Here is a 22,421-nt window from a genome sequence, read left to right as displayed (position 1 = left end):
GACTGCCTCAGCGATGGGTGGCGTGAGAAACGGCAAGAGCGAACTCGAGCCCGGTGCGTCCGGGCCCCGTCAGGAGACGCTCGCCGTCGACGCGATCTCCGCGCCTCCCCCACGTCTCGTGCAGGGCCGCGTGGAGCAGCACCTCCAGGAGGCCTTCCGGTTGCTGCGCGAGAAGCAGGCCCCCAAGGCCTTTGGCGAGCTGGTGCGCGCTACACGCTCCCTGCCGATGACGCGGCGGCTCGCAGCGGCGCTCGTCACCGTGTCGCTCCGTGCCGGCACCGAGGCCGCTGCCATCACTCTGCTCTCCTCGGCGGTGGACAAGGTGGAGGGCTTGGCGCGCCGGGACGTGCGCCGCCAGCTCGCGCGGGTGCTGCGCAAGGTGGAGCAACTGCCTCGCGCCATCGAGGTACTCGATGCGCTGCTCGCGGCGGTCCCCGATGACCACGCCTCGCGCCGGGTTCTGCAACTGCTGCTGGAGCGCACCGGCAAGTGGGAGGCGCTCGTGTTCTCCCTGGAGCGCGAGGCTCAGGACGCCTTCCAGCGCGGCGAGTACTACCGCGCGGCCCGAGCCGCCAGTTGGCGCGCCCGCATCCAGGCTGAGCAGTTGCGCAACCTGGCTCGCGCGGCCGAGAGCTACGGGCAGGCCGCCAACTACCTGGAGCAGATGGAAGACGCGGTGGGCGCCTTCACCGTGCGGCTGGATGGGCTTCGGGTGCTCCATGCCTCGGGGGCCTCCGAGGCTGTGCTGACCGCGGCCGCGTCCGTGTGCATGAGCGCCGCGGCCCGGCTTGGCCGGGATGCCCAGGCGCGCCAGGTGCTGGAGGAGCTGAAGCTCATTCCGCCCCGAGTCGAGCCGGGCTCCTCGGAGCCTGCTCTCGCGCAAAGCGCTTCGTCCGAGGCCCGCATCCCCAGGAACACCGCCACGGTCGAGATGTCCCTGCCTCTGCTCGAGGCCATGCTCGCCGCCGCGGCTTCCGAGCAGAGCCTGAGTGTCATGCCGGAGCCCGAGGCCATCGCTCCCGCGGCTCCCCGCGTGCAGGTTGCGCCACCTCCTTCTCCAGCTCCGGTCCAGGACGCTTCGCCCCAGGGTGTGGCTTTTGCGAGTCCCACGCCTTCGGCTCCGCCCGAGAAGGCCGCTTCTGCTCCCATCGCTGAGCCCGAGACAGCCGAGGCTCCTCCTTCCGATGAGGCTGCTGCCCCCGAGAGCCCTGTTGTCGCCAGTCCGCCGCCTCCCGTAGAGATGGCAGAGTCTTCGCAGCCCGAGGCTCCGCCCGATGAGGCTGCTGCCCCTGCGAGCCCTGCTGTCGCCAGCTCTCCGCCTCCCGTGGAGATGGCAGAGTCTTCGCAGCCCGAGGCTCCTCTCGTGGAGGCCGCTGCCCCTGAGAGCCCTGCTGTCGCCAGCCCACCGCCTCCCGCGGAGATGGCAGAGCCTTCGCAGCTTGAGGCTCCGCCCGAGGAGGCCGCCGCTCCATCGGAGCCCGCCTTTGCGATTCCCTCGGAGTCTCCGGAGGAGGCTGCTGTCGAGCCCTCGCCCGAGCCTGTTATCTCCGCTGCCCCCCAGGCCGAGGCGATAGCCCCCTTTGTCGCCGCGCCTGCGGAGAGTTCCCCGCCGCCTCCTCTAGAGGACAGTGACGAGCTCGCGGCCCCTAATGACCAGGAAGAGGGACACGAGCTCACGGGCGGAGAAGGGGCGCCGCTCACCGAGCTGCTGGAGATCCCCGACGAGACGACCGCTCACTCCGCGCATCCCGTCACCTCCGACGAACTCGAGGAGGACGCCGAGTCCGAAGAGTCTGCGCCCGAAGACGAGGAGGAAGAAGATCCCCTGGCCGAGCAGCGCCTGGAAGCGCAGCTCATCGCGCGAAAGTCCTGGCGCGAACTCGCGCAGCTCTACCTCACCCGTGCTGATCGCGCGAAGGAGCCGCTGCTCCGTGCCGAGGCCCTGTCCCGGCTCGCGGAGTTGATGGAGAACGAGCTCAGCGATCCCTCGGGCGCGGCGCGCATCTACCGGGAGATCGTCTCGCTCACTGGTGACCGCGATGCCTTGAAGGAGCAACTGCGCCTCCTCTCGCAGCGAGGAGACCCCTCCCTGGTGCGGCGGGCGCTCGACGAGGCGGTGCAGAGCGCGCGCACGGCCAAGGCCCGGGCCGCCGCCTACCTCACCCGCGCCGAGCGGGCGCTCGAAGCAGGGGAGAAGGCCCAGGCCAAGGCTGACTTCGAGACGGCCGAGGCCCTCACGCCCGGGATGCTCCTGGTGCTCGCGGGGCTCGTGCGCTGCGTGCCCAACGCCGAGCGGCCCATCCTGGCCAACCGCCTGCGGTCCGCGCTCTCCGCCGCGCCTCGCCGCTCTCCGGATCGCGCCGAGGCGCTGCGCGTGCTCGCCTCCGTGGCCGAGGACTCGCTGAAGGATCCGAAGCTGGCGCAGTGGGCCTGGACCGAGGTGCTCTCCGAGGAGCCCGATGATGCCCGCGCGCGTGAGCGGCTGTTGGAGCTGGCGCGGGTGCTGCGAGACAGGACGGCGCTCAGCCACCTTCTGCGCGAGCAGATCGCCCGAGAGCCCCGAGGCCCCACGGCGCGCCTGGCTCGGATCGAGCTGGTGACCACCCTGGAGGACTCGGGAGACGCGGAGGGTGTGCTCACCGAATTGAGGCAGGCCGTGCGCTTCGAGCCCGGCCACAAGGAGGCCTGGCTGCTGCTGGCCGACCGCCTCACCGAGCACGGACAGATCGGCGAAGCGGCCTGGGCGCTGGACAATGCCGCCTCCGCCATGGAGGACGAGGCGGAGCGCCTGCGCACCTGGCAGCGGCTGGCCAGCTTCTGCCACAACGTGCTCAAGGACCCCGCGCGCGCGGACATGTACTCCCGGCGCGCGGAGAACCTGCGGCGCTCGCTCGAGGACAAGAACTCGCCTCCCATCCCGGAGGCGCCGCGAAGCAGCGCTCCTCCTCGCCGAGAGGGCACGGGCTCTCGTCCCCAGGTGCTCATGCCTCCACCCGGGAACCTGGATCTGACGCCGTCGGGTCAGGCCTTTCCTCCGGTGGCGGACGAGCCCAGCACCGACATCCACGAGGATGTGGCGTCACGTCTCCCCGACCACGCCCGGCCGACCATCGAGTTCTCCGCGGTGACGTTCCCCGGGGACAAGATGCCCTTCTCCGATGAGGAGAAGACGGCGACCGAAGCTCCGGAGGGATTCGTCCCGCCCGGCTCGGAGCCCGCGCCCGCGTCTCCACCTCCGCCCGCGAAGGCCACCCGGTCCGCTGCTCGTCCCGAGAAGGCCCCGAAGCCCGCGGCGGCAGCTCCCAAGAAGGCCGCGAGCAAGAAGGTCGACATCGCGGCGTTGGATCCCTCGCGGGAGCTGGACTCGCTGCTCGGGGGAGGCGAGGACGAGGCCGATCACACCAGCCCGTCCCTGTCGGCCTGGTCCCTGAAGCGGGCCGTGTCGCCCTCCAAGGACGGTGCTGCTGCACCGCCCGCTGCGCCTCCGGAGAAGCAGACCCTCCTGGAGAAGCCTCCGGTACGGAAGGCCACCGCGCGGATGAGCAGGGTGCGCCCCGTCTTCCCAGATGAGAGTCCGCCTCCTCCACCACCACCTCCCGAGCCGGAGGCGCCGCCCGCGCGCGCCAAGCCTCCCGCGGAGGCTCGTCAGGCCGCGATGAAGCCTCCGCCGCCACCTCGCGAAGCCTTGAGCACCAGCAGCGTGACCCTGAACGCGAGGGGCACTGCCGCCAAGGGACAACGGACTCCCAAAGGCCAGGAGTCCGCGGACTCGGCCTTCGCCAAGGTCTCGCCTCCCGAGGCGGAGGTCGGCCGGCCCGCGCAGATCAGCGGCTCCGTGCAGAACACGTCGATCATCTCCTGGGAGGCGCCTCCCGGGAAGATGGAGCCCGTGCGCCGGGTGGCCCGCGTCAAGGGAGCCCCTGGCACGGCCAAGGCTCCGTCGCCAGAGCCACCCGCGGCCGAGCCCGCCGTCTTCAAGAAGGTGCGCGAGTACCCGCTCGATGCCGAGCTCTATCTCCAGATCGCGGACTACTTCGAGGGCCGGCAGGATGGAGCGCGCGCCCTGCTGATGCGCGAGATCGCCGACGCGCTCGAGGGCCGGGAGGGCACCCAGGTTCTTCCGCCGCGCCAGGAACTCTCGCCTGATGCGCGTTCGGGGCTGCGCCACCCGCTGTTGCGCACGCCCGCGGGAGAGCTGCTCACGTTCGTGGGCGTGGCGCTCTGCCGCCTCTTCCCCATGCATGGCCGGGCCGCCGGCACGAAAGAGCCCCTCCGTTCGAACCTGGGACCCGGGGCCCCCGTGTCCATGGAGGCCCTCAAGCTCACGCAGCGTCTGCTGGGGATCGAGGCCCCGGAGGTGGTGCTCTCCGAGGACAACGGCCCGCCCTTCTCGCTCGTCTTCACGAATACCCCGCGGCTGCTCGTGGGCAAGCAGGCGGTGCGGCAGGTGCTCCCCGCTCCGGAGCTGCGCTTCTACGCTGGCCGCGCGATCATCTGCCTCGAGCCGGACCTGCTGGCCCTGCGCAGCCTCAAGAAGGACCAGGTCCTGCGCGGCATCGCGCTGCTCTCCACGGTCCTCAAGGATGGGAAGTCCGACAGCCTCGAAGCCCGCGTGGTGCGCGAGTCCCTGACGCCGGAGCAGCTCTCGCGCGCGACGGATCTGTTCGGAGCCGCGACGCGGCAGTTCGACGTGTCCGCGCTGGCGGATGCGGCTCGGGACTCAGCCAACCGCGCGGGGCTCATCGCCTGCGGAGCCGTGGGCCCGGCGCTCGCGGCGTTGAAGATGAAGCGCGCCCTGGAGCGCGAGGTGGTGGAGCTGGTGCGTTTCGCCGCCTCCGAGCGCTACTTCCAACTGCGCAGCGCCTCGTGAGGCCGCTCAGCCCACCTGCAGCTTGATGCTGAGGGCCAGCACCCGGGCCTTCTCGCCGCCGAGATCATGCCGGTAGCCGATGTCGATGCCGCCACCCTCGCCCGTGAGGAACCCCAGGCCCACGCCCAGCCGCGAGGCCTTGTGGAACCCGTCATAGGTGTAGCCCAGGCGCACGGGGATCGACTGGCCGAGCAGGTATTCGGTGCCGACGCTGTAGGTGAAGAGGGTCTTCTCTCCCGTCTCGAAGTCCGCGCGCACGTCCCCGGCCAGGGCGAGGTTCCCCGCCAGGTAGCCCACGTGCCCCGAGTAGTACCGCGTGAGTTCGTCGTTGTGCGTGTCGATGAGGTTGTGGGCCGAGAAGCCCGCGGTGAGGCCCTCGGAGAAGCGCAGCAGCAGGCCCGCATCCGCGGTGGTGGCGTTGGCCGACCGAGGGCCGCTCAGCCGCAGGTAGTGGATCGAGGCGCCAATGAGCACGCCCGGCGTGAGGGGCAGGGCGAAGCCCAGCGTGCTGAAGTGCCCCGTCGTCCGGCCCGCGCCGCTGCGCAGGCTGAGCAGGTGGTAGTCCAGCCCGGCTGCCAGGTCGCTCGTCTTGGCGTCCATCAAGGACACTCCGCCGAAGGCGTCCTTGCCATGGGTGTCCCAGGAGCCGTGCAGCTCCATCCGGTACGTCTTCCACAGGGCCATGGCGGCGGGGTTGCCCAGGATGGCCTCAGTACCCAGCCCCAGCGCGCGGTAGGCCCCTCCCATGGCGTAGCCCCGCGCGCTCTGGATTTCGCGCAGATCCTCGACTTCGGCCTGGGCATGGACGGTGGTGGACAGACACAGCGCCAGCAGGAGCATCAATCGGTGAGGCATGGAGCGCGCATCCTATCCGCCTTGATGCCTCCGAGGGCGATCACTAGATTCGACCCCCTATGGCTGCTCCCTCCCCGAAACCAGAGCCCCTGCTTCGCAAGTGCGTGATTCCCGCGGCGGGTCTGGGCACGCGTTTCCTGCCGGCCACCAAGGCCATTCCCAAGGAGATGCTGCCCATCGTCGACACGCCGACGCTTCAGTACATCGTCCAGGAGGCGGTCTCGGCGGGCATCTCCGAGGTCATCCTCATCAGTGGCCGCGGCAAGGAGTCCATGGTCGACCACTTCGACCTCGCCGTGGAGCTGGAGACCACGCTCAAGGCCCGCGGCAAGGATGAGGAGTTCCGCAAGCTGCGCGCCATCTCGGACATGGCCAACATCATCAGCGTGAGGCAGAAGGAGCCCCTGGGGCTCGGCCACGCGGTGCTGTGTGCCCGGGAGCTCGTGGGCAACGAGCCGTTCGGCGTCATGCTCGGCGACGACATGATCGACTCGGACGATCCCGGCATCCGCCAGCTCGCGCGCGTCTTCCGCCAGCACAACCAGGGCGTGGTGGCGCTGATGGAGGTGCCCGACAGCGAGACGCACCTGTATGGCATCGCCGCCGGCAAGGAGATCGGCGATGGCATCATCCAGATCGAGCGCATCGTCGAGAAGCCCAAGCGCGGCACCGCCCCGTCGAACCTGGCGGTGATTGGCCGCTACGTGCTGCCGCCGGAGATCTTCGGCATCCTGGAGAAGCAGCCGCCCGGCGTGGGCGGGGAGATCCAGCTCACCGACGGTCTGGCCACGCTGCAGCAGCGGCAGGGGCTGCTGGGCTACCGGTTCAAGGGCCAGCGCTACGACGCGGGCGACAAGGTGGGTTACCTCAAGGCCAACATCGCCTATGCCCTCAAGCGCCCCGAACTCCGGGGCCCGCTGCTCGAGTGGATGGCTGAAATCGTCAAGACGGAGAAGCCGTGAAGCGACTCGTCGCTCTGGTCGGAGTGCTCACCGCGCTGGCTGCGGGGGCGTATGTGTTGCCGGGTGGCTCCATCCTGCGCCGGATGACGGGCGGACAGGATGCGCAATACCCCTCCTCCGCGAGGGTGGAGGGCTCCTGGATCTTCTCGGGGCCGGGGGTGAGGGAGGCCTCCGCCGCGCTCAACGTTCCCACGGAGCGCTCGGAGCTCGTGGCGGATGGCGCCATCCTCCTGAAGGCGCCGGGCCGCTGCCGCTTCGAGCTGTCCATGCAGGAGGGCAACAAGCTGGCCGTGGTGCAGGTGGGCCCGCGCCGGCGCGTGGAGGGCTCGGAGCTGCCCGCGCTGTCCGCGGCCATGAGCCAGGTGTGCCCCATCCTCGCGGCTCGAGCCTCCTCGGAGCATGATCTCGAGACGCGCGACGCCGTGGAGCAGTACCTCCAGAGCCTGGGCATCGCCACGCGCACCACCTCCCTGGCCCGCTTCAGCGGCGAGGTGGCGTACGTGCTCGGCGATCCCGAGGAGGGCAAGCCCCAGTTCTGGATCTACAAGGACAACTTCCGCCCCGCGCGCGTGCGCTGGAAGGAGAAGTCCGGCACGGCGTGGGATGTGCGCTTCATCGACTACACCTCGCCCGCCACCGGCGAGTGGATGCCTCGCAGCATCGAGGTCTGGCGCGATGGCCAGCGCACCCTGCGCTTCACCGCCATCAAGTCGGACACGCGCGCCTCCCTCGCTGACAAGCTCTTCACCCCCTGAGCGGAAATGCCGCCGAAAATCGCCGCTAATTGCCGCGCGGCATCAAGGACTGGCGTGTCGTACGGAGCGTGGTAGGGCTGCGGAAACAGGCGGCTTTCCCCCCACCATGACGCGGTGCGCAGAAACTTTTTTGCGGCCTCCTGGACAATTGCAGGCAGAGCCAACGCCCTTGGCCGGAAGTCGGGCGCTGCCAGGAGCACACCATGCAGAACCGCACTGCGCGCACGCGTGAGCACCGAGAGGCCCGGATGAAGGAGGCCGCTGCCCACGCGCCCCACCCGAATGCCCTGCTCTCGAAGTTCCTGCCGAAGGGCGCCTCGGTGGCCACCGCGCGGCAGGATGGGCTGTCGGCTGGCATCTGCGCCTCGCACAAGCTGGCTCGCACGGACCTGCCTCGGCTGCTGAAGCACCAGTCCGCCTTCGAGGCCGCCGCGCTGAAGCACGGCCTACCCCCCGCTCTCCTGGCTGCCCTGGCCAGCCGCGAGTCCCGGGCGGGCGCGTTGCTCGACAACAACGGCCTGGTGGGCGGTGGGGAGTGCTTCGGGCTGATGCAGCTCGACTCGCGTTACCGGCCCCGCGGCGGGGCCCACAGCGCCGAGCACATCGATCATGCGGCGCAGGTGCTCGCGCGGCTGCTGGGCGAGGTGAAGGCGATGCACCCCGGCTGGCCGGCCGAGCAGCAGCTCCGGGGCGCGGTGGTGGCGTATGACTCGGGCGTGGGCCACGTGCGGACCATCCGGGACATGGATCGTGGCACCACCGGGGACGATTATTCCAACGACGTGTGGGCGCGGGCGCAGGCGCTGGTTCCGCACTTCGGGGGCATGGAGGGGGCTTCCGCGAACGGGGAGGTGCCAGGAACTTCGTTGGAACCCATGGGATTTGCCCTCCCTCGCTCGCACTCCCGGGTGACAGGTCGGGCTTGAAAGTAGCCCCCAGTGGCTGCCCGCCCGTATTCTGGGGGCATGTTCGATTACGAGCGAACGGAACTCTGGAAGCGGACGCTGGGTGAGAGGGCGGGAGATGCTTCCCAGGCTGCGCGGGCCCATCTGCGCGAGCAGCTGCGCCGGGCATGGCAGCGCGCTCAGCAGCTAGCCGAGCAGATCCGGACCGCGTACCCCACGCTGAACCCGCAAGGCAGCAGCCGCTTCGTCGCGCTGTGGGAGCGGGTCGACCTCATCGTCGGGCACGACTATCCCTTCAATGCCGCCGAGGCCTTCGTGCTGGGCAGTGCGCTGATCCTCTCGGATCTCGGGCCCGGGTTCGCTGGGCCGCAGAGCGGGGAGGCGGAGCTGCACACCACGCCGGAGTGGAGGGAGGCGCTCACCACGTGCATCCGGCGGGAGACGGATCGCTCGCCCACGCCCGCGGAGATGGCACGCCCCTCGGCCGAGTACATGCAAGCCGCCACGGAGGAGGCGCTCCGGGTGCTGGCGCTCGCGCACGCGAAGAAGCTGGCGCTGACGCCGCGCAAGGGCCCCGGTGGCGAGGAGCTGTACCTGCTCGACGATGCGGCGCTGCGCGGGCAGTTCGGCGAGATTCTGGGGGAGCTGGCCTACAGCCATAGCTGGGACATGGCGGAGGTGAACCGGGTGTTCGCGGCGCGGAAGCTCGAGGCGCCGGCGCCCTCTCCTTCGGATTGGACGGTGGATGCGCTGAAGGTGGCCGCCGCGCTGCGGGCCGCCGATACGCTCCTCGTCGAGGAGCGCCGCCGCAAGCTCAGCCGGCCGACGCTCGTGCATGATCGCCTCCTCTATACGGGCTCCGGAGAGCCCTTCAACCGGAGCGAGGCGGAGATGTTCTGGGCCTGCTTCGAGGCGCTGCGGAAGATCGATCGGGATCTGCACGACGTGGACCTGTTGCTGTCGGCGAGCGGCCGGTCGCGCTTCCTGGCGCGGGGCGTGGTGGACGCGGACGATGCGACGCGGCTGGCCAGCCACGTGAAGACGCAGGGATGGATGCCGGTGGATGCGCGGGTGCACATCTCGGAGGTGCCGAGCCTCATCGCGCAGATCGGCGGGGCGCAGCTGTACCGCAAGGATCCCTCGGTGCCGCTGCGAGAGCTCATCCAGAACGCGGCGGATGCCGTCCGGGCGCGGCGGGCGCTGGAGGGGCTGAAGGATGATTGGGGCTCCATCACCGTGAAGGTGGGGCGGGACGCGAACGGGCGCTGGATCGAGGTGGTGGACACGGGCCTGGGCATGACGGAGCGCGTGCTGATGCGCCACCTCATGGACTTCGGGACGAGCTACTGGACGACGGAGGACATGAGCCGGGACTACCCGGGGCTGGCGGCCAGTGGTTTTGTTCCGGCGGGCCGCTTCGGCATCGGCTTCTTCTCCGTGTTCATGTGGGGCGAGCGGCTGCGGGTTGTCTCCCGGCCCTTCCAGCAGGAGGTGACGCACGTCCTGGAGTTCGACAACGGGCTGGGTGCGCACCCCATCCTGCATCCCGCGGAGCCGGAGGAGCAGCTGCCGGAGGGTGGCACCCGGGTGCGCGTGTGGCTGTCGCGCGAGCGGGACTGGGAGCAGATGCTGCTGGACCGCAGCGATCAGTGGGACCACTGGTCCGAGTCGGAGGAGCGCATCTCGTTCAGCGAGCTGCTGGGGCGGATTGCTCCCACGCTGGACGTGACGCTGAAGCTGGAGGAGCGCCCTGGCCAGCCGGTGACGGTCATCGAGGCCAACGACTGGAAGACGCTGGATGCGACGAAGCTGCTGCGGCGCATCGGCAACACGGCGCGCGGGGTGAACACGGCGCTGATGGAGTTCCTGGCGCCCATGGTGCGCCCGGTGCTGGACGCGAGCGGGCAGTGCATTGGCCGCATCTGCATCGCCTCTGGGGCAATGCAGCGGTGGGCGGGCCTGTCGGTGATCACCGCGGGCGGGCTGCGCGCGCGCTACTCGCGCGAGTTCACGGGAGCGCTGCAGGGCTCCACGGACGTGGCCACGCGCGATGACGCGGAGCCGCTGGCCGTGCGCGAGGATATTGCGCGGTGGGCCACGGAGCAGGCGCGGTTGTGGGAGCGCTACCAGCTCAACTTCGAGGGCTATGAGCTCCACAAGCGGTTGGACATCGGCCTCGCGGTGCTCTCGTGCGGAGGAGAGCCGGGGGGACTGCCCATTGGCTACCGCGCCGGCACGCCGCTCACGTTGGCGATGCTCCAGGAGTTCGTGGGCGAGCGGGACGAGGTGACGCTGGTGGACGGTTCGGAGCGTCCGGTGCGCAAGTTCCCGGATCTGATCGTCATTCCCTGCCACGAGGCGGGGCACACCGCCGCGGGCCGCTTGCTGGTGCACCTGCCCGCGCTGCTGGGGGTCTACATCTCCCGGGCCTGGGGCGTGACACTCCACGACGTGATGGCGAGCGTCCAGGTGTCCGAGAAGGAATGGACGCCGACGGACGGGCGCAAGCGGAGGACCTGGATCTTCCAGCGCCCGTCGATGTTGCGATTGCACTGACGGGAATTGTTGGGCAGAGGGCGGCGATCCCCGCCCTCGGTCCCGAAGTGGCCGGTTTCTCCCACTCCGGGATGCGACGCGTCACGCTCGTGGTTATTGCTAATGCCTTGAGCTGGACGACCTTTTTCAAGCTCGCGTTGTGCGCGCTGCTGGCGTTGCAGCAGCCGTCCGCGTTCGTCCGCGCTCTGGGCGGGTCCGCCGCGGGCACCGTGGCGGGCTCCCAGGCTCCTCTCCAAGGCCCGCTTCCCGAGGAGGAAGGGGAGAAGTTCCACGGATTGCGCTTGGCGCCCCAGCTCGCGCTCAGGGCAGGGCTGCGGTCCCAGGGAGAAGTGTCGCCCGTGCCGGCGCGGCCGGTGCGATGGAGAAACCCAGGCCCGGCTCCTCGGAGCTGTGAGGCCGCCGAGAGCCACTGGCGCGCAGCGCTGCTGCCTCCTCGGAGTTCTTGGGAAGAGCCTCCGCAAGTCCGCGCGTGAGACGCCCCCGGGTGGGGTGCTGTCTCGCGCGAGTCGAGTGAGGCCTTGCTTCGTTCAACCCTTTCGGGGGCTCCGCGTGCCGGGTGTTGTCTGGCGTGATGGCGGAGCCCTGTCCTGAGAACTCCGGTCCACCATGAATACCCACATCCTCTCGCGGCTCCGGCCGCATCTGTCCTCGTTGCGTCTCGATCTGGGCCTGCGCCAGCTCCTCCCGGAATGGAGGGCCCTGCTGTCCCCACGCCACCTGAAGGAAGATACGCTGGCGGGCCTCACCGTGGCCTGCATCGCCATTCCGCTCTCGCTGGCCATCGCCCTGGCGTCGGGAGTGGCTCCCGAGGTGGGGCTGGTCACGGCCATCGTCGCGGGCATCGTCTGCGCGATCTTCGGCGGCACCCCTCTGGCCGTCAGCGGTCCGGCGGCGGCGATGGCGGTGCTCATTGCCGCGGCCGTGCAGGAACATGGGTTGGGAGGGCTGCTCGTCATCGGCCTGACAGTGGGCGTGTTGCAGGTGCTCACCGGCGTGCTCGGTTTCGGGCGGCTCATCCGCTTCGTGCCCGTGCCGGTGGTGGCCGGCTTCACGGCGGGCATTGGCGCCATCATCCTCATTGGTCAGCTCCCGCGCGCCTTCGGTCTACCTCCCCCAGAGCAGAGCCATGTGGTGGACGTGATGGCGCACATGGTGCAGCTGATGCACCAGGCTCAGCCCGCCGCGTTGGCCCTCACGGGGGTGACGCTGGCCATCGCGCTCGGGCTTCCCAAGGTGCTGCCGCGTCTGCCCGCTCCGCTCATCGCGGTCATCGTCCCCACCGTGGCCGTCGTGGCGCTGGGGCTCGATGTGCAGACGATCGGCGAGTTGCCTCGCTCACTGCCCGCGCCGCACCTGCCCACGCTGCCGGAGTCCGGGTGGGGGCCGTTGCTGGGCACCGCGTTCATTGTCTACGCCCTGGCGTCGCTGGAGACGCTGCTCTCCAGTGGCGCGGTGGACAAGCTCTCCAAGGGGCCTCGCCATGATCCGGACCAGGAGCTGGTGGGCCAGGGCCTGGGCAACGTGGCCGTGTCGTTCTTCGGCGGCATCCCGGTGACGGGGGTGATTGCCCGCTCGGCGCTCAACGTGCAGGCCGGAGCGCGCACCCGGCGCTCAGCCATCATCCACTCACTGGTGCTGCTGGCGGCGGTGTTCCTCTTCGCGCCGGTGATGGGACGCATCCCCATCGCCGCTCTGGCGGGCGTGCTGCTCTCGGTGGCGCTGCGCATGCTGCACCCGCGTGAGCTGATGGGCCTGTGGAGGGTGTCGCGCACGGAGGCGGCGGTGTACCTGGTCACCTTCCTGGCCATCGTGCTGGTGGATCTCATCGTCGGTGTGCAGGCGGGCCTCATCGTGGCGTTCGCCATCGTGGCGGTGCGCTTGGGGCAGACGCGGGCGGGCCTGCTCCCCGTGGGGATGCCGGGACCCTATCGCTTCCTGCTGAGCGGTCCGCTCACGTTCCTGTCCATCGCGAAGCTGGAGCGGCTGCGTGAGCAGACGCGGACGCTCGATCCGTCCCGAGGTGTCGTCATCGATCTCTCGGAGGTGACGGCGCTGGATGCCTCGGGCACGGAGCTCCTGGTGGAGCTGGTGGGCTCGTTGCTGGACGGGGGCGCGCGGGTTGCGATTCAGGGAGCGAGGCCCGAGGTCCAGCAGGTGTTGCTGCACCACGAGCACGGCAAGCGGCTGGAGCCGCTGTTCGCCGTGATGGAGACGGACGTGGCATCCCTGCTTCAGGGTTCGGCGCACCTGTCCGCGAGGGAGCGGCTGGTGCATGGCGTGGAGCGCTTCCGCCAGAACCGGCGGCGCTTCGGGACGCTCTTCGGACGGCTCGCCCAGGGGCAGAAGCCGCACACGCTGCTCATCACCTGCTCGGACAGCCGCATCAACCCCAGCCTCATCACGTCCACGAATCCGGGCGAGCTGTTCATCGTCCGCAACGTGGGCAACCTGGTTCCCCACGGGGATTCGCCCATGGCGGCCTCGGTGAGCAGCGCCATCGAGTACGGCGTGGAGGTGCTGGGGGTGACGGACATCATCGTCTGCGGACATTCGGGCTGCGGCGCCATGCGAGCGTTGATGGGCAAGGACGATCCCGAGGGGCTGCCCGGTGTGCAGCGCTGGCTGGAGGAGGCTCGCAGCACGCTGGTGGAGCTACGGCCCGATGCCTCCGTCGAGGATGCGGCGAAGTGCAACGCCCTGGTGCAGCTCCGCCACGCCCTCACGTATCCGGTGCTGCGCCGCAAGTACGAGGAAGGTGGGGTTCGGCTGCACGCGTGGTTCTACGACGTGGGCCACGCGGAGCTGCTCGAGTGGGATGCGGCTACACAGAGCTGGCAGCTGCTGGGGAGCCATGAGCCCCGGGAGGAGGTCGCTCCTCTGAGGAATGGCTCCCAGGGCGGGGAGTCTCCGGCGCTGCGCGCGGACGCATAGTCTGGAGTGGGCTCAACTGCCCCCTGGGTGCTGGTCTGCGGGAGGCCAGCGCCCGCCTCTGCGGCGGCGAGCGGCCCACGCTCCCAGCAGTGCCGCCGCGGCTCCCAGTCCGAAGCTCGGAGAGGTACCGCACCCGCAGCTCACATCGAGGTTGGTGGGATCCAAGACCTCGAAGTTCGTGACGGGGGAGGCGAGGCCCGGGTTGCCCGCGGCATCCCAGAAGCGGATGGTGGCGCGGTGCTGGCCTGGAGCGAGCGCCTGCGCCGCGCCGAGCGTGTACGCAAAGCGCCGCTCGGAGCCTACGGGCAGGCGGGTCACCTCCACGTCATCGATCTCCACGCTGACCGAGGCTCCACTCAGGCTTGTACCGGCGAGCAGGGGCGTGGGGTCCACCTGGTCACCCTCGGCGGGGATGACGAGGACGGGGCGTGCCACGACCTCGAAGCGGTTCGGTGTGGAGGGCTCGCTGGAGATTCCCAGCACCTCGGCGGAGGCACTCAGTTCGTGCGAACCCAGGGGCAGGTCCGAGGTGACGGTATAGGTGAAGCTCCCTCCACTGCCGGTCGCCTCCAGCTTTGCGTAGAGGATTCCATCGAGGAAGAGATGGACCGGGACGTCCTGCTCGGCCGTGCCCTCGATGAGGGGCCGCTGCTCGACCAGGCGATCTCCATCCGCGGGCCGTGTCACGGAGGGAGTCTCTGGGATCTTCAAGGCGACCGGGAGCGATGGATCCGAGCCGTAGGAGACGCCGGCATCGACGCGGGTGGGGCCTGCACCTCGGATCGTGCCCGTCGCCGCGGAGACGCCGGGTGCACCGGCGAGCACGACACGAGGACAGGTGAGGGGGTCGCCTTGCAGGAAGGCGATGCCACCGCCGCCTCCTCCTCCAGGACCCGTGATGAGGCTTGGATTGGAGGCATTTCCCCCCGCGCCGCCCGAGGACTCCGCGCCGCTGCACGTGAGCCCACCCGGGGTTCGCAGAGAGATGGCTCCGCCCGCACCGCCGCCTCCTGCGCCATCATCTCCCGCGTCAGGCGTGGGAGATGCGGAGGAGCCCTTCGCGCTGAAGCGTCCGCTGCCCTCCACCGCCGCGGCCCGAATGATCATCAGCCCGCCTCCTGCGCCGCCCCCAGTCCCGACGTTGTCGTTGCCCTCACCCGCACCGCCGCCGCCTCCGAAGAGGAGACGCTCATGGGGCAGGTACTCGACCGCGGCACCGCCCAGGCCGCCCGCGTCGGTCTCTGGCGCGACAGCACGACCACCCTGGCCGCCTCGGCCTCCGTGTCCACCGCCACCTCCTCCCGAGTTGTGACAGTTGCCGCCGCCGCCTCCACTGGTCAGGTTACCTCGGCCTGTGGCCGTGCCATAGCTGCCTGGCACCAGCCCTTCTCCTTTGAAGGTCCCGCCATCGGCTTGAGGGAGGTCGGGGGCCAGGGGGCAGTTGAGCAGGGTGGCATGGTTGAGGAAGGCGCCACCGCGAAAGCCAGCGCCGTCCACGGACACGAGGCCGTTGTTGGTCAGGGTGCCGGAGGCCAGGAAGGCGAGGATGCCGCCCATGCTCCCGTCCCACGGGCGGGCTTGCAGTGAGCCGATGGAGAGCACCTGCACATCCGTGTACTCGGGCACGCTCACCACCTGGGTGACGCTCGCGGGGTAGCTGTGAGTCAGCGGGGCGGTGAGCTGGAACGTTCCAGAGGAGAACGACTCCACGCGCGCGAACTCGAATTGGCCCACGGTGCTGGAGTCGAGGCTGATCGGATCCTGGTCTCCAGAGGCCGGGGAGGGCGTCAGGCCTGTCGACTGATGCAGGAGCACCAGCTCCCCAGCGGTGAAGGTGCTGGAGGTGGAGACGGTCAGTGCCTTCGTGCCGGCGGGAGCGTCAGCGGTGAGCTGCGCGTAGCGGTTGACGACGGTGTTGGGCTGATTGACGGTCAGGGAGCCATTGCGTCCGGAGCCGAGCCAGAAGGTGTCGGGCTCGGCGAGGGCGCTGGCGGACAGCAGGAGTCCGAGCAGGAAAGAGACAATCCTCATGGGGACATGCTGCCCCAGCCGGTCGGTATGGGTCGAGGTGGATGCGCTCCTCGGACGAAGAGGCCATTCTCGCTCAGGCAGGGCTCTGCCGGTTCGTGCAGGCCGCGCCCGCAAGCGGGTCATGTCGTTGCCTGTGTCCCAAGGAAGGGGCAGCGCCTCCGTTATCAGTGTCCACGGGACAAACGTGTTCGACCGAGGAGTGTTCGCCACCGTCGTTCGCCTGCCCCCTGGGATTTTTCCGTGAAGCCCTCTCCGTAAAATGGGAGCCCGGCATCCCGCCGATTCCTTCCGGAGAGTGCCCGCGTGGAGTTACGTCGATCCTCCAGGTCGTCCTCGCAGTCCTCCTCGAGCCGCTCCGAGCTCTCGCTCAGCCCCGAGCGCAACACTCTGAGCACCCCAGCTCCCGAACTCATCTCTCCGCTGCCGAGCCAGGCCTCTCCCCTGGAGCAGAACCGGCTCATCACCCAGGGCTACCTGCGCATCGCTCATGCCATGCAGGCCATCATCGACCCGGAGTTTCGTCCCGGGGGCGTCAGCCGGATGATGCCCAACTGGTTCGGCTTCGCCCCGCATGCCTCGCAGGAGGCCGGCAAGGGCATCCTGGGCGCGACCATCGCCCACCGCATCATCGACGCCGCGCAGGGGGAGCCCTCGCCCTCCGTTCCCTCGGCGCTGGATCGAGTCGGCCTCCAACTCCCTCAGCGCTTCCTCATCGAATCCCTCTCCCATGCGCTGACCTGGTACGGCCTGCCGCGCGATGTGGCCGCGGCCCTCGCCTCGATGAACGGAGCGCTGAACATCGAGGGGCTCGGGGACCCACGCACCCTCTGGTGCACCGCGCAGCGCTTCGCCAAGCTCTATATGGAGGCGCCGGGCAAGGACCCACTCGCCAAGGCCGAGGCCGTGGTGGCCACCCTGGAGCGCTGCCTCAACCAGGGCAACGTCTTCATCTTCACGGACATCGGCGGTTCGGCGGAGCTGTATCTCCACTGGAGACAGAACGTCGGCTCGCCGCCTGCCGCTCGCGTCCTCGCCGAGTTCTCCCGCCCCGGCTCCCATCCAGACCAGGCCCAGCGCGCCTACACCTTCGCGCTGGAGCACGCCCATGACGCGCCCCGCCCCGCGGAGTTCGCGCGCCTGCTGCCCGATGTGGCTTCGGAGAGCCTGGTGGTGGCGGCCTTCGCCCTCTACGAGCAATCCCGGCTGTCCCCCAGCCCCTCCGTGCGAGACGCCCTCATCGGCATCGCGAACAACTTCCTCGCCTACCAGGAGCAGTTCACCGCGGTGCAGCCCGCCTTCATGCCGCCCAAGCCCTTCCCGGAGGAGGTGCCTCGCGCCGAGCTGATGCAGGCCCTCACGCCGCTGATCTGCCTGGAGATGGGGCCCGTCATGTGGAAGTTCACCGATTACGCATGCAAGCAGAGGGATCGGGATGGGCGGTTCCTCACCTCGCAGGCCACCGAGTACAACTGGGCCGTGTTCGCGGACCGCTGGCCGCCCATCCTCCAGTCCTTCGAGTTGGGCTACCAGCACCCCACGGCACTGTGGGTGGCGCCACCTCCGCTCATCCGCCCCGATGGCCGTCCCACCGGAGCGGACTGAGCCAAAGGCTCGCTACTTGTGATCCGGCTTGAGCCCGGAGCCCGGCTCGGACATGCGCCGGTGCGCCTGGCTCTTGACAGGATCGCTCAGCAGCTTCGAAGCCGCGGCCATGGCCCGGGTCTTGAGCGAGCCCGCGATGACCTTGTCCTTGCCGGCCATCAGCGCCTCGAAGCCCTGTCGAGCCACCTGGGCCGGGTCATCCTTCTCCTCCTGGCCCACCTTGGTGTCGTCCATGCCGGCGCGGTGGAAGAATTGGGTGTCGGTGGGGCCTGGCATCAAGGCCGTCACCGTGATGCCGGCATCGGCGAGCTCGTTGCGGAGCGCTTCCGAGAAGGACAGCAGGAAGGCCTTCGACGCGCCGTACACTGCCTCGAACGGCGCGGGCATGATCGCCGCGATCGATGAGGTGAAGAGGATCCGTCCGCTGCCACGCCTGACCATGTCCCGAGCCACGCGCTTGGCCAGGTGGACCGCCGAGGTGACGTTCAGGTTGATGAGGTTGAGCTCCTCCTCCAGGCTCGTATCTCGCGCGAAATCTCCACCGACACCGACGCCCGCGTTGATCGCGATCGCGTCAATGGGCCGGCCGATCGACTGGATCTTCCCATAGAGCCTCTCCACGCCGTCGTAGTGGGCGAGATCCACCTGCAGGCCCTCGACGTGCGAGCCATCGGAGAGCCTCTTCGCGGCCTCGATGATGCCGCTGTCCTCCGCGCAGATGAGCACGTCGAACCCGTTCTGGACGAACTGCTGGGCGAGCTCATAGCCGATGCCGCTCGATGCGCCCGTGACGACGGCGAACGGTCGGGTGATTCCGGATTCCGAGGGAGTCATCAACCTTCTCCTGGAGTGAAGGGGTGAAGAACCTCGGCTCAATCTTCGGATGATGCGTGCAGGCGGCCATGGTGGAGCGCTGGCGCGCCGGTCGTCGTACCGGAGAGCAGCCTGCCGAGCACGGGGCTTACCCAACTGGCCGCCGAGGCCGGATCCAGAAGAGCGGCCCAGGCCCATAAGCCGCGGCCCGGTCTCCGGGGTTCGCGTAGCGGCAGCGATCGAGCGAGAGGCAGCCGCAGCCGATGCACTCCGCCAGGCCATCCCTGAGCCGCTCGAGTTCGCCAATCCGCTCGTCGATCCGCGAGCGCCAGGTCTGCGAGAGCTTGGACCAGTCATTCCGGCTCGGCACGCTGTCAGTGGGTAGCTTCGCGAGCTCCTGGCCGATCTCCTCCAGGTTGAGCCCCACTCGCTGGGCGAAGACGATGAACGCCACGCGCCGGATCATCGGGCGCGCGAAGCGGCGATGGCCGGCCGAGGTGCGCTCCGAGCGGATGAGGTCTCGCTCCTCGTAGAAGCGAAGCGCGGACGTCGCCACGCCCGTGCGGCGTGCGAGCTCTCCAATCGTGAGCAGGTCGGACATGTCCGAATATGGGCGCCACATCCCCTTGACTTCAAGTGAACTTGAAGATGCATGGTTTGTGGCTACCGCCGTTCGGGGCGCTCATGTGGCCGGACGGCTCGGAAAGGAGAGCGGTAGCCATGCGTGTGATCCAGGTATCTCAGTTCGGAGGGCCTGAAGTGCTCGTTCCCACCGAGGCGCCCGATCCGGTGGCAGGGGCCGGGCAGGCCGTGGTGGGTGTCTCCGTCGCGGACATCCTGTTCGTCGAGACGCAGATCCGGAGCGGCTGGGGCGCCGAGTACTTCCATATGAAGCCCCCATACGTGCCGGGCTTCGGAGTGGGCGGACAGGTGCTTGCCGTCGGGGAGGGTGTGGATCCGGGCTGGATCGGGCGGCGCGTCATCGCCGATACCGGTCGGCGCGGAGGCTATGCCGAGAAGGCCGTGGTCGCGGCGGAGGCGTTGATCGCCGTTCCCCAGGGGCTGGGCCTGCCCGAAGCCGCGGCGCTCATGCACGACGGCACCACCGCGATGGCGCTGGCCCACGCCGCCCGGATCCAGCCCCACCAGTGGGTGCTGGTGGTGGCGGCGGCGGGTGGGCTCGGCGCGCTGCTGGTGCAACTGGCGCATCAGGCCGGCGCACGGGTCATCGGCGCTGCTCGCGGCAAGCGGAAGCTGAGCCTGGTCCGGGAGCTCGGTGCCGACGCGGTGGTCGACTACTCCGAGCCAGATTGGGTCGAGCAGGTGCGCAAGGCCACTGGCGGCCATGGCGCGGATGTGGTCTTCGATGGCGCTGGCGGTCAGCTCGGCCGGGCCGCGTTCGAAGTGGCAGCCCGTGGAGCCTGGTTCTCCGCGCACGGGGCTCCCAGTGGCGGGTTCGCCCGGATTGATCCGAAAGAGGCCGAGCAGCGAGGGGTGACCCTGCGCGGAATCCAGGACGTGCAGATGAAGGGCGCGGAGAAGCAGCGGTGGGTCGAGAAGGCGCTGTCGGAAGCGGCGGCGGGCCGGCTCCGGCCGATCATCGGGCAGAGCTTCCCCCTGGAGCGTGCCGCCGACGCACACGCCGCCCTCGAGGCCCGGCAGGTTCTCGGCAAGGCCCTTCTGGTCATCGAATGACAATCTTCCGGCGGGCAGGACGGCGAGGGGCTCCCCGCGCGTTCCTGGGACATGGACCACTCGCCCTCTCGCGGTAGCGGGGAACTGGAGCTGCTGCCCACTCCCAGTGGGACGGTGGATCACACTCGGGGTTGCGCGACCTGGCAGGAAATGGTCGTGTCGGATCACTCCGCTACTGTGGTCCCCGTGAGCTCGTCCGCTTCCCTTGCTTCTGTCGCTGTGGGCCGCCCTGTCCGGGGCGAGTTCACCTATGTCGTCCCAGAGACACTCTCGGGGCGCCTGGCCCCCGGTCAGCGGGTGCTGGTGCCCTTCGGGCGCGGCACGGCGCTGGGGTTCTTCCTGGGGCCTGCCTCCTCGCCTGCCGAGGAGGGGATCCAGCTCAAGCCCATCCAGCGCGTGCTCGAGGAGTCGCCCTCGCTCCCGCCGGACCTCATCGCGCTGCTGCGCTTCGCCGCCGAGCACTACCGTTATCCGCTCGGTGAGGTGATCCGCGGCGCGCTTCCGCCCGGGCTCGCCAAGGCCGAGGACGAGAAGGAGGCCCGGCCGGATGTGCAGCACTTCGCGGTGGCGCTCGTCGCCGAGACCCCGCCGGAGCTGCGCCGCGCTCCCGCCCAGTCCGCCGCGCTCGCCTATCTGCTCGCCGTGGGAGGCCGCGCTCCGGTGGAGGAGGTGGCCCACTCCATCCCCGGGGGCCGCGAGACGCTGAAGAAGCTGGCCCAGCGCGGGCTGGTGCGCCTGGAGGAGCAGGTGCTCAAGCCGGGTGTCCGCGAGGGGCTCGGCCAGAACCGCCCGGAGGTGCTCACCCCCGAGCAGGATGTCGCGGTGAAGGCCCTGCAGTACTCGCTCGACATGGGCGGCTTCCAGACGGTGCTGCTGCACGGTGTCACCGGCAGTGGGAAGACAGAGGTGTATCTGCGCGCGGTGGAGCACACGCTCGCGCAGGGCAAGGGCAGCCTCATCCTCGTGCCGGAGATCGCCCTCACCCCGCAGCTGGTGGGCCGCTTCCGCAGCCGCTTCGGATCGGACGTGGCGGTGCTGCACTCGGGCTTGAAGGACCGGGAGCGGCTCTTCCATTGGCAGGCGCTGCGCAAGGGCACGGTGCGCATCGCCGTGGGCGTGCGCTCGGCCATCTGGGCTCCCGTGGAGAACCTGGGCCTCGTCGTCGTGGACGAGGAGCATGACCCTTCGTTCAAGCAGGAGGACAAGCTCCGCTACAACGCGCGCGACATGGCCGTCATGCGCGGCAAGCAGGCCGGGGCGCTGGTGGTGCTCGGCTCGGCCACGCCCTCGCTGGAGTCCCTGGAGAACGTGCACCGGGGCCGCTACAAGCTGCTGGAGATGAAGCACCGTGTCGATGACCGGCCCATGCCGAGCATCGAGATGGTGGACCTGCGCATCGAGCGCCCGCGCGACGGGGGGCCCGTCACCGAAGAGGCACCCATCCTCTCGCAGCCGCTGCTGGATGCGATGCAGGAGACGCTGGACAAGGGGCAGCAGACCATCCTCTTCCTCAACCGCCGCGGCCACAGCACCTTCATGCTGTGCGAGGTGTGTGGGCTGACGCTCAAGTGCTCCGAGTGTGATGTGTGCCTCACGCTCCACCGAGCGGCCTCGCGCGTCATGTGCCACTACTGCGGCCTGGCCACCCCCGTGCCCGAGCGCTGCCGCGAGTGCACCGGCCCCATGCTCCGGCTGGGCATTGGCACCGAGCGCGTGGAGACGGAGGTGGCCGAGCGCTTCCCCCAGGCCCGTGTTGCCCGGCTGGACCGGGATGCGGCCACCAGCGGCGAGCGCGTCACCGAACTGCTGGCCGCCTTCGCGCGCAGGGAGATCGACATCCTGGTGGGCACGCAGATGGTGGCCAAGGGCCATGACTTCCCCGGCGTCACCCTGGTGTGCGTGGTCATGGCGGACACCTCCCTGGCCATCCCGGACTTCCGCGCCGCCGAGCGCACCGTCCACCTGCTCACCCAGGTGGCCGGCCGGGCAGGTCGGGGCAAGGATCCGGGCCGCGTGCTGGTGCAGACCTACAACCCGGACTCCGAGCCCGTGAGGCGGGTGCTCGCCCATGACTTCGAGGGCTTCGCCCAGCAGGAACTGGAATGGCGCAAGGCCCTGGCCTATCCCCCCTTCACCCGCATGGCGGCCATCCGGCTCGAGGGGGAGCACCCGGAACAGACTGCCAGTGTGGCCCGGATGCTGGGGGACTTCCTCTCGCGGCGCATGCCTCCCCCCTCCGCCGGTGTGCGCCTGTTGGGACCGGCGCTGGCGCCCATCTCCCGCCTCCGGGGCCGGACGCGCTGGCAACTGCTGCTCAAGGGGCCCAACCATGCGGCCCTCGCCCCTTTGCTCGCCCGGCTGGAGGTGAAGCTGGAAGACATTCCGTCGGGGGTCAAGGTCACGATCGACGTGGATCCGGGTGCGATGCTGTAGACTCGGGCGGCTT

At 69.6% G+C, this 22,421-nt stretch carries 13 protein-coding genes; 9 read left to right on the top strand and 4 right to left on the bottom strand.

Features of this window, described 5'->3' with window-relative positions:
- Positions 1 to 13: 13 nt before the first annotated feature.
- Entirely contained in the window at positions 14 to 4,870 is a 4,857-nt protein-coding gene (locus KY501_RS25225) for a tetratricopeptide repeat protein (protein WP_224365928.1), read from the top strand.
- Positions 4,871 to 4,876: 6 nt separating this feature from the next.
- On the opposite strand, the gene KY501_RS25220 is transcribed toward KY501_RS25225, so the two are convergent.
- Positions 4,877 to 5,725, bottom strand: coding sequence for a PorV/PorQ family protein (locus KY501_RS25220; protein WP_224365926.1), 849 nt, complete (start codon positions 5,723 to 5,725; stop codon positions 4,877 to 4,879).
- Between the two features lie 59 nt (positions 5,726 to 5,784).
- Between KY501_RS25220 and galU the strand changes: the two genes are divergently transcribed.
- The 5 genes from galU (at position 5,785) to KY501_RS25195 (ending at position 13,834) form a co-directional block, all read left to right on the top strand.
- Entirely contained in the window at positions 5,785 to 6,687 is a 903-nt protein-coding gene (gene galU / locus KY501_RS25215) for a UTP--glucose-1-phosphate uridylyltransferase GalU (protein WP_224365924.1), read from the top strand.
- The gene (locus KY501_RS25210; RefSeq protein ID WP_224365923.1) at positions 6,684 to 7,442 is read left to right on the top strand and encodes a LolA-like protein; all 759 of its coding nucleotides are present in this window, start codon (positions 6,684 to 6,686) and stop codon (positions 7,440 to 7,442) included. The genes galU and KY501_RS25210 overlap by 4 nt, the downstream gene beginning before the upstream one ends.
- Positions 7,443 to 7,645: 203 nt before the next feature.
- Positions 7,646 to 8,368: a lysozyme family protein gene (locus KY501_RS25205; protein ID WP_224365922.1), complete on the top strand. Its 723-nt coding sequence runs from the start codon at positions 7,646 to 7,648 to the stop codon at positions 8,366 to 8,368.
- 39 nt (positions 8,369 to 8,407) lie between these two features.
- Entirely contained in the window at positions 8,408 to 10,903 is a 2,496-nt protein-coding gene (locus tag KY501_RS25200; protein WP_224365921.1) for an HD domain-containing protein, read from the top strand.
- A gap of 606 nt (positions 10,904 to 11,509) precedes the next feature.
- The gene (locus tag KY501_RS25195) at positions 11,510 to 13,834 is read left to right on the top strand and encodes a bifunctional SulP family inorganic anion transporter/carbonic anhydrase (protein ID WP_224365919.1); all 2,325 of its coding nucleotides are present in this window, start codon (positions 11,510 to 11,512) and stop codon (positions 13,832 to 13,834) included.
- Positions 13,835 to 13,846: 12 nt separating this feature from the next.
- On the opposite strand, the gene agmC is transcribed toward KY501_RS25195, so the two are convergent.
- A complete protein-coding gene (gene agmC / locus KY501_RS53235; RefSeq protein WP_255636828.1) occupies positions 13,847 to 15,865 on the bottom strand; it encodes an adventurous gliding motility protein AgmC in 2,019 nt (672 codons plus the stop codon).
- A gap of 303 nt (positions 15,866 to 16,168) precedes the next feature.
- On the opposite strand from agmC, the gene KY501_RS25180 reads away from it, so the two are divergent.
- Complete coding sequence (locus KY501_RS25180) at positions 16,169 to 17,467, top strand: hypothetical protein (RefSeq protein ID WP_224365915.1); 1,299 nt, start codon at positions 16,169 to 16,171, stop codon at positions 17,465 to 17,467.
- 12 nt (positions 17,468 to 17,479) lie between these two features.
- On the opposite strand, the gene KY501_RS25175 is transcribed toward KY501_RS25180, so the two are convergent.
- Both KY501_RS25175 and soxR read right to left on the bottom strand, forming a co-directional pair.
- Entirely contained in the window at positions 17,480 to 18,301 is an 822-nt protein-coding gene (locus KY501_RS25175) for an SDR family NAD(P)-dependent oxidoreductase (RefSeq protein WP_224365913.1), read from the bottom strand.
- A 127-nt stretch (positions 18,302 to 18,428) separates the two neighbouring features.
- On the bottom strand, positions 18,429 to 18,881 hold the full coding sequence (gene soxR / locus KY501_RS25170) for a redox-sensitive transcriptional activator SoxR (RefSeq protein ID WP_224365911.1): 453 nt from the start codon (positions 18,879 to 18,881) through the stop codon (positions 18,429 to 18,431).
- Between the two features lie 119 nt (positions 18,882 to 19,000).
- Between soxR and KY501_RS25165 the strand changes: the two genes are divergently transcribed.
- Positions 19,001 to 19,975 (top strand): zinc-binding dehydrogenase, encoded by a 975-nt coding sequence (locus tag KY501_RS25165; protein WP_224365909.1) that lies wholly within the window; start codon positions 19,001 to 19,003, stop codon positions 19,973 to 19,975.
- Positions 19,976 to 20,125: 150 nt separating this feature from the next.
- On the top strand, positions 20,126 to 22,408 hold the full coding sequence (priA, locus tag KY501_RS25160) for a replication restart helicase PriA (protein ID WP_224366144.1): 2,283 nt from the start codon (positions 20,126 to 20,128) through the stop codon (positions 22,406 to 22,408).
- Positions 22,409 to 22,421: the final 13 nt, after the last annotated feature.

Source organism: Hyalangium versicolor, assembly GCF_020103695.1.
In the GTDB taxonomy this organism is placed as follows: Bacteria; Myxococcota; Myxococcia; order Myxococcales; family Myxococcaceae; genus Hyalangium; species Hyalangium versicolor.
This window is presented reverse-complemented; position numbering and strand designations above follow the sequence as displayed.

Excerpts from the sequence above, each read along its gene's own strand:
- KY501_RS25225 (WP_224365928.1), top strand. The coding sequence starts at position 14 with ATGGGTGGCGTGAGAAACGGCAAGAGCGAACTCGAGCCCGGTGCGTCC.
- KY501_RS25220 (WP_224365926.1), bottom strand. The coding sequence starts at position 5,725 with ATGCCTCACCGATTGATGCTCCTGCTGGCGCTGTGTCTGTCCACCACC.
- galU (WP_224365924.1), top strand. The coding sequence starts at position 5,785 with ATGGCTGCTCCCTCCCCGAAACCAGAGCCCCTGCTTCGCAAGTGCGTG.
- KY501_RS25205 (WP_224365922.1), top strand. The coding sequence starts at position 7,646 with ATGCAGAACCGCACTGCGCGCACGCGTGAGCACCGAGAGGCCCGGATG.
- KY501_RS25200 (WP_224365921.1), top strand. The coding sequence starts at position 8,408 with ATGTTCGATTACGAGCGAACGGAACTCTGGAAGCGGACGCTGGGTGAG.
- KY501_RS25195 (WP_224365919.1), top strand. The coding sequence starts at position 11,510 with ATGAATACCCACATCCTCTCGCGGCTCCGGCCGCATCTGTCCTCGTTG.
- agmC (WP_255636828.1), bottom strand. The coding sequence starts at position 15,865 with ATGAGGATTGTCTCTTTCCTGCTCGGACTCCTGCTGTCCGCCAGCGCC.
- KY501_RS25175 (WP_224365913.1), bottom strand. The coding sequence starts at position 18,301 with ATGACTCCCTCGGAATCCGGAATCACCCGACCGTTCGCCGTCGTCACG.
- soxR (WP_224365911.1), bottom strand. The coding sequence starts at position 18,881 with ATGTCCGACCTGCTCACGATTGGAGAGCTCGCACGCCGCACGGGCGTG.
- KY501_RS25165 (WP_224365909.1), top strand. The coding sequence starts at position 19,001 with ATGCGTGTGATCCAGGTATCTCAGTTCGGAGGGCCTGAAGTGCTCGTT.
- priA (WP_224366144.1), top strand. The coding sequence starts at position 20,126 with ATGGTCGTGTCGGATCACTCCGCTACTGTGGTCCCCGTGAGCTCGTCC.